Source organism: Desulfosarcina sp. (genome assembly GCF_046496365.1).
Lineage (GTDB): Bacteria > Desulfobacterota > Desulfobacteria > Desulfobacterales > Desulfosarcinaceae > Desulfosarcina.
Map to the genome: position 1 here is coordinate 1 of NZ_JAWOHB010000210.1, position 9,066 is coordinate 9,066.

The 9,066-nt window shown below is 58.1% G+C and carries 7 protein-coding genes; 1 reads left to right on the top strand and 6 read right to left on the bottom strand.

Annotated elements, in window-relative coordinates:
- Positions 1 to 39 precede the first annotated feature (39 nt).
- Together R6V78_RS20445 and R6V78_RS20450 are read right to left on the bottom strand one after the other, a co-directional pair.
- Complete coding sequence (locus R6V78_RS20445; protein ID WP_410291246.1) at positions 40 to 2,169, bottom strand: SulP family inorganic anion transporter; 2,130 nt, start codon at positions 2,167 to 2,169, stop codon at positions 40 to 42.
- Positions 2,170 to 2,187: 18 nt separating this feature from the next.
- Positions 2,188 to 2,772, bottom strand: a complete 585-nt coding sequence (locus R6V78_RS20450; RefSeq protein WP_410291247.1) for a TetR/AcrR family transcriptional regulator — start codon at positions 2,770 to 2,772, stop codon at positions 2,188 to 2,190.
- 130 nt (positions 2,773 to 2,902) lie between these two features.
- Between R6V78_RS20450 and R6V78_RS20455 the strand changes: the two genes are divergently transcribed.
- Positions 2,903 to 4,324 (top strand): transferase, encoded by a 1,422-nt coding sequence (locus tag R6V78_RS20455; protein WP_410291248.1) that lies wholly within the window; start codon positions 2,903 to 2,905, stop codon positions 4,322 to 4,324.
- A gap of 45 nt (positions 4,325 to 4,369) precedes the next feature.
- Here the strand turns inward: R6V78_RS20455 and R6V78_RS20460 are convergent, their stop codons facing one another.
- From R6V78_RS20460 to R6V78_RS20475, 4 genes are all read right to left on the bottom strand, one after another.
- The gene (locus R6V78_RS20460) at positions 4,370 to 6,094 is read right to left on the bottom strand and encodes a Na(+)/H(+) antiporter subunit D (protein WP_410291249.1); all 1,725 of its coding nucleotides are present in this window, start codon (positions 6,092 to 6,094) and stop codon (positions 4,370 to 4,372) included.
- Entirely contained in the window at positions 6,081 to 6,323 is a 243-nt protein-coding gene (locus R6V78_RS20465) for a hypothetical protein (protein WP_410291250.1), read from the bottom strand. Before R6V78_RS20465 ends, R6V78_RS20460 begins: the two co-directional genes overlap by 14 nt.
- Positions 6,320 to 7,843 (bottom strand): monovalent cation/H+ antiporter subunit D family protein, encoded by a 1,524-nt coding sequence (locus R6V78_RS20470; protein ID WP_410291251.1) that lies wholly within the window; start codon positions 7,841 to 7,843, stop codon positions 6,320 to 6,322. The genes R6V78_RS20465 and R6V78_RS20470 overlap by 4 nt, the downstream gene beginning before the upstream one ends.
- Positions 7,844 to 7,858: 15 nt before the next feature.
- The coding region (locus R6V78_RS20475; protein WP_410291252.1) for a complex I subunit 5 family protein at positions 7,859 to 9,066 on the bottom strand (1,208 nt) is incomplete at its 5' end.

Below are 9,066 nucleotides of genomic sequence, written 5' to 3' on the forward strand. Positions count from 1 at the left end.
ACGCTGATGATGGGCATGCTGCACCTCTTTCCGGTTGAGTTACCGCGGCAGATAGCAAACGGTCGTCAGCGGACATTGCTGTTCCGAGGCGTTCCGGTGTGTAGCCGGGTGAATCGCTTCGATGGCCTGTTGCATCGTCGGGTAAAGGTGATCCTGACCGATCTTGGCGTCCAGGTGCGTCCGTTTCATCACTCTCATGACCGACTCGTTCACGCCGCTGAGCGAAACATCCAGCCCGGCACTGCGAATCCGGTCGACCAGCAACGACAGGGTCTCTTCGCCGGAGGCATCCATATCGTTGATTCCGTTGGCGGCAATGACGATGTGCTTCAGATGTTTCTTGGCCCGCATCCGCTCCGTGACCTGGTCTTCCAAAAAACTGGCATTGGCAAAAAACAGGGGTGCGTCAAATCGGATCAAGGAGATGTAGTCACATTCTCGGAGGCCATGGGTTTCAGCACAGCGAAAGGCTTGGTCTTCATGGCGCGCCAGCACCGCGAAGGTGGGCCGCATGACCTTGTACAGGAACACCAGCAGCGAAAGCACGACGCCCACCAGGATGCCCTTGTCTAAGTGGGGCGCAAAGATCAGCGTGCAGACGAACGCGATGATCGAAATGATCCCGTCCGTGCGTTTCGCCTTCCAGGCATGGACAAACCCATGAACGTTGATCAGGCCGATAACGGCCATCATGATCACCGCTGCCAGCACCGACTGGGGCAGGTGATAGAGCAGCGGGGTCAGGAACAGCAGCATGATCACCACAATCAGGCTGGTAAACACACTGGAGAGGCCACTGACCGCTCCGGCCTGAAGATTCACGGCCGAGCGCGAAAACGACCCGGAAACGGGATAGCTCTTGCCGAAGGCGCCGATCAGGTTGGCCAATCCCTGCCCGATAAGCTCTTGGTTGGGATCCAGCCGCTGACCGGTTTTCCCTGCCATGGCTTTGGCGATGGAGATGGCTTCCATAAACCCCAGGAACGAGATGATAGCGGCATAGGGCAAAAGATGCAACATCAACGCCAGGTCGATCTTGGGGAGTGTAAAGGCCGGCAACCCCTTGGGCACAACCCCCACCACGTCTCCTCCTCCGGTGAGCCGGAGGCTTTCGGCGTTGACGGGGTTATTGCCCACGTGGATGCGCCACCGGTAGCCGTCATCCGCCGTTCCCTGAGGGGCTTCGGCTGATGGGTAGAACAGAGTTCCGCCGGCGGCCTGAGGGATACCTTTGAGGATCATCGCCCGCAGCGCTTCCCGGTGGAGGTGGGCCTTGTCTTTACGCAGTTCGATTGTCAGCGAGAGAACCTCCACATCATGCACCGCATTGAGTACGGCCACGCTCTCTCCGGAGGCCTTGGCTTTCTCGAGGCCCTGCGCCGCCTGCAGACGTTCTTCTCCCAGCCGGGAGATATCCTCAAGGGTGTCGTTGAAGCGCTTGACCAGCTCATGTATTTTGGGGCTCTGGACATCGGTCAATTTGACTACGGCATTGTGCTGGTATCCGACCGCCCAGGAGATTGCGGTGGTGAGGACCACGGCAACCAAGACGTTGGGCACCCGTGGCGCGATGCGCTTTAGGGTGACCATAATGGCAAAGGCCAGCGCACCCAAAAGAAGGGTCGGCCAGTGGGTAAACCGGAAGGCGGCCTGAACCACCCGGATGATGGTTTCATAATGGTGTTCGGCCGTATCCACGTGAACCCCGAACATCTTGGAAAGCTGCGAGGTGGCGATAATGATGGCAGCAGCGTTGGTGAACCCGTTTACCACCGGGTGAGATAAAAAGTTTACGACCAGTCCCAGCCGCAACAGCCCCAGCGCCAGCTGCACCACCCCCACCATCAAGGCCAGCGCGATGGCGTAACCGATGAACCGTTCGCTGCCGGCCGTCGCCAGGGGCGCCAGCGAAGCGAAGGTCATCAGCGACACCACGGCGACCGGGCCGGTTGCCAGCTGCCGGCTGGAGCCGAACAACGCCGCGATCATCGGCGGCAGAAACGCAGCGTAGAGCCCATAGTAGGGCGGAAGCCCTGCCAGCTGAGCATAGGCCATGGATTGAGGTATGAGCACCAATGCGACGGTCAACCCGGAGATCAAATCCGATCGCAGACCGGCAGCCGAGTAGCCCCGGAACCACTTCAAAAATGGAAAAACTTTTTCCAGCACGTTGTTCTCCTCAGGTTTTCATGCGCCCGGTTTCAGCATGCGCCGACATGAGGTCATCAACTCATCGTACAGCGCGCCGGCCTCATACAGATGATGCGTGTCGAACCGCACCACGCCGTCTGCCATGGCAAACACCACCATGGCTTTTTTGCGGGCTGAACCTTTCGTGACGGACCCATCCTCCTGCCCCGCACGAATCGCCCTCTCGAACAGGTCGATGAAGCCTTCGTAAATGGCCGCCAGGCTTTCACGGCAGGAGGGATTCACGGCCGCCAGCTCATGGGGATAGCTCCGGTGAAGCAGCATGAACCAGTGCGGGTTGCTCTTCGCCATACCGAGATAGGAGGCCACCAGATGTTCGATCATGCTCATTCCGCCGGTGAACTGCTGGCCGCTGAGCAGATGTTCCATTTGCGTGAGCATGTCGTCTCGGATGGTTTTCAAGACAGCCAGGAAAATATCCTCCTTGGTTTTGAAGTGATAAAAGATATTGCTGCCGGCCGTCGCAGTCATGGCGGCGACCTCTGCCATCGAAGCCTCCTTGAAGCCCTTGGTGGCAAACAGATAAGCCGCTGCCCGGAGTATCTCCTCTTTTTTCGACATTGAAAATAATCCTTGACTGATTGATCAGTCAGTTTTAATATGAATTTAAATTCGTGTCAATACATTTTTTGGGGGAAACTGTGGAAAACTCACTATTTGAAGCGGCTGAGCTGCGCTGCGGAGGGCGACGATGCAAAAACTTGAAAACCTTCTCGAGCGAATCATCCGGAGACTCAACCTCAATCTAAGAAGCTTCGATTTCGATGCCGGGCCCTACCTGCGGGAATGCATCCCGCTTCCACAGCTGCTTAAGTTCTATGGATTTTATGCGGTCTCCGCCCACCACCCGATCCATTTCCATTTCAGCAACTCGAATCTGGCCGGCAGTTATTTTCTTGGCAAATGCCGGGTGGAAAACGCCATACTTTACAAGAGCGATATCCGCGGCGATGAGCTCAAATGCAAGGGCGACGCCTTCCAACACCGCAATTTCAAGCTGACCCTCGACCAGGATGAGCTCATCTGGATTGCGGACAGCTTCCTGATCAAGACCCTTGTCCACAATCGTTCCCATGATCCTGAAAATCCCGAAATCTACCACATCAGAAACTCCGCGGCCTGCCACTACGCCAACATCCATGGCGCCCCGATGGAGGGAAGCTTCCTGGGAGCGTTCTCAACCGCAGACCTGACCGCTCTCCACGGCTGTGTTTTAGGCTCCTATGCCTATGTTCAGGCAGGCGAGTTGTGGCATCAAAAAATCGAGCCCGGACAAGTTTGGATCAATCATTACAACAACTTCGATTTCAAATACCAGTTCCCGGAGGCGGTGCTGGAGCGCTATGTCCAGTTCACTGCGGGCAACCCGCCGCGGGGGCTTTTCATGGACTTTATAGAGTCTCGTAAACCAGACTTCCGCAAAGTCTTCGATGTCGTCAACCTCGACCCTTCCACCTCCGTCCCGGAGAGCTCCTCCGCCAGCCGCTATGCGGTCATCAAACCGGAAACCCACATCGGCGAAAACGTCCTGGTGGCCCAGCGGGCCTACATCGAAAATTCGGCTTTAGGAAACGGAACGAACGCCCAAGAGAACTGCTTTATCATCAACTCAAAGCTGGCGGGCAACAACGTCACGGCCCATGGCGCCAAAATCATCAATGCCGTGCTTGAAGAAAAAGCGTTTGTCGGTTTCAATTCTCTGGTGCGTGGAGCCCCCGACACTCCTCTCGCCATCGGCAGAGGCACGGTCATCATGCCCCACACCATCATCGACGTAGAAGCGCCGCTCTCGATCCCGGCCGGTCAGCTTGTCTGGGGCTATATCTCCACGCCGGACGAGCTTGCAACCCACAGCCTCGCGCTGCAGGATCTGGAAAAAACCACGAGCGGCCTGAACATCGGCCGGATGGAGTTCCGCGGCAGCGGACCGCGGTTCGTCGCTTCGTTCCGAAACCGGATCGAACACATTCTGGAGGCAAACGGCGCCTATTTCGACGGAACGGGGCGCAGAGGCCACGGCCAGAAATCCCAGAACGTCTCCTACAACATCATCCAAGCCTACCCTTTCGGTCCTCGACAGGGCATTTATCCGACGATCGACATTCAACCTTGACCACTTCCAATTATGGAATCGGTTCGACGATGGAAAGGAAAAAAATCAAGCCAGCAGGCTCCAGGCCGCGACGATGACCAAGGTTAGAAGGGTCAAGACGATGGTTACGCCCAGGGCCGGGCGGTCGAGATCGGGGTCGAAATCCCGGGTGGGAGAATGCAGGGAGCGCAATACCTGGATCGGATTAGCCGACAGAGTGGAGACGCCATGGGCCAGGTCGAAGGCCCGGCGCTCGGCGGCAGCGAAAAAAGTGTTCACCCAGCCCACGAAGACCCGTCGGAAGAGCGGGGCCGAAGCGCGAAAGAACCAATCTGTGTCAAGAGAGAGATGGTTCTTGGGTGCCAGCTTGGCCCGCACCGCCCAGAACCCCAGGAAGGTGAAAATCACTATCTGGGTGGCCTCCACCAGGTAGCGGATGGAAAAGGGACGGTAGTCCATCGCATAGGGCAGCTGCCTATAAAGATAATCAGGCAGGATGCCGTATAAGAAGCACAAGAGGGACGTGGCGGCCATGGCGGTCATCATGCCCTTGGGAATGGGCTTTAATTGATACTCCACCTTTTTTTCGTGGAACCAAGTGTAATAGGGCAGTTTGATGCCCACCGACAGGAAGGTACCGACAGAGGCCAGAATCAACAGGAATTTGGCCAGGTAGTAATGGCTGTCTCCGGCGGCAGCGACGATGATGGACTTGCTGATGAAGCCGTTGAAAAGCGGCACGCCGGAGATGGAAAAGGCAGCGACCATGTAAAACACCAGGACCCAGCGCATCCGTGGGGCCAGGGCTCCCAATTGGTGCAGTTTGCTGGTACCCGTGGCGTGCAGCACGGCACCGGTTGCCATGAACAGCAAGGCTTTGTACAGGATGTGGCTGTAAGCGTGAGCAGCGGCGCCGTTGAGGGCCAGCTCCGTGCCGATGCCGATGCCCGCCACCATGTACCCCACCTGGCTGATGATATGATATCCTAAAATTTCACGGATGTCGTTGGCCAAGAAGGCGTAAGTGACGCCGTACAGAGCCATGACCACGCCCATGGTCAGCAGGATGGGCCATCCCGGAAACAGGGCGGCTAAAACGTAGACCGCAGTCTTGGTGGTAAAGGCGCTGAGAAACACCGCCCCCGTGACCGTGGCCTTGGGATAGCTGTCCGGCAGCCATGTGTGGAACGGGACCATGGCCGCATTGACGACCACGCCGGCAAGGATCAACCAGGCCGCAAGGGATTCCCCTGGGATGAATGCGGTCAACAGCAGTGAGCCGGTGGCCTGGACGTGGACAACGATGCCGCCCAGGAGCAAACCGCCGCCCAGCAGGTGGTAGAGCAGATAGCGCATGCCGGCGTCTTGCGCCTCTTTGCTCCGGCTGGCCCAGATCAGGTAGGTGGAGCCTGCGGCCATCACCTCCCAGCAAACGAGAAGGGTGAAAAAGTCGCCGCAGAAGGTCACGCCCAAGGCACCCCCGGCGTAAAGCAGCGCCGCGGATTGCTGGCCGGTTTCACGTAGGTGCAGGGAGTAGATCCCGCCCAAGAGCGCAATCAGGGCAAAGATGATCCCGAAGACCCGGTTCAACTGGGTCACCTGCAACACCACCAGTTCATAGTGAGCGAAGGGCATGGTCCTGACCGTGCCCACGGCAATGGTCAGCACAAGGAATAGGGCGGATAAAGGAAAGGCCAAGAACGCGGCCGGGCGCATCTTTTGCGGCAGCAGGGGCAGAATGAGCAGCCCCAACCACATTACGAAAACAGGAGGCACCTCAATGGTGGGCATCGGGGCTGGCCTCCTCTTTCTGAGCGAATTTTTCGTAATAATCGGTCTTCTTGGAGACCAGCCGGCCTCCAAGGGCCTTGGCTCCGAAAATGATCAGCCAGCACCCGACAAGGCCGAACGCGGCGAAAAATCCGGGGACGGCTTCCCACCAATAGCGTGATTCCATGAATTGGCCGATAAGGGTGGCCACGGTCAGCAGAGCAACAGCAATCCAATGCCAGGCTCTCATTGCAGGCCTCCAAAAGCGGAAAGGATTGGGGGCAGGTGAAAGACGCTTTGGGAGGCGCCGGCCGCCAGCTCAAAGAAGTTGAACAGCAGGTTGGGTTGCAATCCCAGCAGAATTGAAAGAGCTGCGACCATGCAGATGGGTACCACCATAAGGGGCGACGCCTCGCCGTGATGGTCCAGATCCTTCCCTCCCTGCCTGAAAAAAGCCCGATGCACGATGGGAAAAAAGTAGGCGGCGTTAAGCAGTCCGCTGACCAGGAAGATCCCCAGAATGAAAAGTTGATCGGCCTGCAAAGCGCCGCGGCAAAGGTACCATTTGCTGAAGAAGGCATTGATGGGGGGGACCCCGGCCAAGCCCAGTGAGCCGATGGTGAAGGCGGCCATGCTCCAGGGCATGACCTTTCCGATTCCATCCAGTTGAGAGATCTCGGTTTTGTGCAAATTGACGTAGATGGCCCCGGCGCAAAAGAACAGGACAATCTTTGTGGTGGCGTGGTTGGCCAGGTGCAGCAGCGCACCGGTGAAGCCGTCCGGGGTGATCAGCGCCACGCCAAGCACAATGTAGGAAAGGTGGGAAACGGTCGAATAGGCCAGCCGCATTTTCAGGTTGTCTTGCTTCAAGGCAATAAAGGAAGCCGTGATGATGGTGACGCCGGCAAAAGCAGCCAGAATCACGTCCAGGCTGAAAGTTCGCATGGCCTGCGGCCCAAAAACAAAGCCGACGATCCGGATGACCCCGAAAACCCCGGACTTGACAACAGCCACGGCGTGCAGCAACGCCGAAACCGGCGTGGGGGCGACCATGGCCGCGGGCAGCCAGCTGTGAAGCGGCATGATGGCCGCCTTCACGCCCACCCCAGCCATAAACATCAGGAACAGCAGTTTGGCTGAGGCACCCTCAATCGGCCCGTCGAGGAGAAACCCCCCGGGGGTAAACTCCATTGTACCGGTCATCTGAACGGTCCACGCAGTTGCAATGACCAGCAGGAGCCCCGCGGAAAGCGCGTAGGTCAGATACTGACGGCCCGAGCGAAGGGCCTCAACACTCTCTTTGTGAATCACCAGAGGGTAAGTGGCAATGGTGAGCATCTCGTAAAAGATGACGAAGGTGAGGAGGTTCGCCGAAAAGGCGATCCCGATCGTGGCCGAGAGGCACACCGCGAAGCATGCAAAATATCGTGTCTGCTTGGCCTCGTGGCTGCCTCTTACGTAGCCGATCGAGTAAAACGAAGTCAGGATCCAAAGTCCTGAAGACACCAGCGCAAAAAAGATGCCCACCGGGTCGGCCCGCAGCATCAGCTCAATGCCCGGGGAGATAAGGAGGATGCGGGTCTCGGCCACTCGGCCGGCAAGCACATCGGGCAGCAGGCTCAACACCAGCAGGAATTTGATGCAGGCGGCGGCGAGCGTCCAAAGCTCTCGCAGGTTGGGCCGCCGGCCGGAGGCTACGATGAGAGGAACGGCGAGCAACGAGGCCAAGACTGCGAGAAACGGTACGAGTGAGCTGTAAGTCTGGGCCATCATCGCGTGCCTCTCTCAGAGTCCGGCAGGGATCATGGGCAGGATCAGACGGCTCACGATCCAAGCGTTGCCCACTCCCAGGACCAGTAGCGCAACGGCCAGCACGAGGGTGGGCAAAATCATCGCCAACGGAGCTTCTCCCTGCCCGACCGGCTCTTGTTCCTCGGCCTCCCCCTCGATAGGCCCAGCAGGTACGGCCTGGGGTTTGAGGTAGATGCGTTCGAGCACCCGAAAAAAATAAACGGCGTTAAGGAGGCTGCTCAAAACGAGAACAAGCACAAAAAACCAGTTGGCCTGTTCGAGGGAGCCCATGATTAGGTACCACTTGCTGAAGAACCCCGCGGTGGGGGGCAGCCCGATCATGGACATGGCGGATAGGGCAAAGCAAGCGGCGCTAACGGGCATGGAAGCACGGAGAGTGTCCATAAATCGCGGGATGTTGCTGTGGCCCAAACGCAAGCGCATGTTGCCGCTGATGCAAAAAAGACAGGCCTTCATGCACGCGTGGTTAAGGGCATGCAGCACCGCACCGATGAACCCCAGCGGGGAGGATAGACCTATGCCCAGCGCGATGTAGCCCACCTGAGCAATCGAGCTGCAGGCCAGCATGCGTTTAAGCTCTTTCTGGCATACGGCCAGGACCGAGCCCCAGATCAGGCCAGCTGCACCCAACAGCCCGATCACTGTGGTCAAGGGGGTCTCGACCCGCATCAGGTTGGGATCGGCCACAAAGAACAAGAGGCGGATGAGCACATAGGCGGCCACCTTGGTGCCCAGGGGCGCGATCAGCGCCGTTGCCGCCGAGGATGCGTGGGTGTAAGCGTCGGCCAACCAAGTATGCATGGGGAACAGCGCCATCTTTAGCCCCATGCCGAGCACCATCAGGCAAAACCCTACCAGTACCGGCGGTGTTTTCTCCACGGCCAGCAACAGCTGCGCCACATCGGCCATGTTCAAGGAGCCGGTACTCATGTAAACGAAGGCCAATCCGGTCAAATAGAAGCTGGCGCCGATGGTTCCCAGGGTCAAGTAGCGGAAAGCGGAGAGGGGCGCACGGCGGTCCCCGATGGCAACTAGGGCATAACTCGCCAGGGCGCTGATCTCAAGGAAAACATAAAGATTGAAAAGGTCGCCGGTGACGACCATACCGGTCAAACCGGCCATCAGGAGCATGGCGAGCGAGTAGAAGCCGATGCGCTTTCCCATGATCTCCTTGGCCGCGA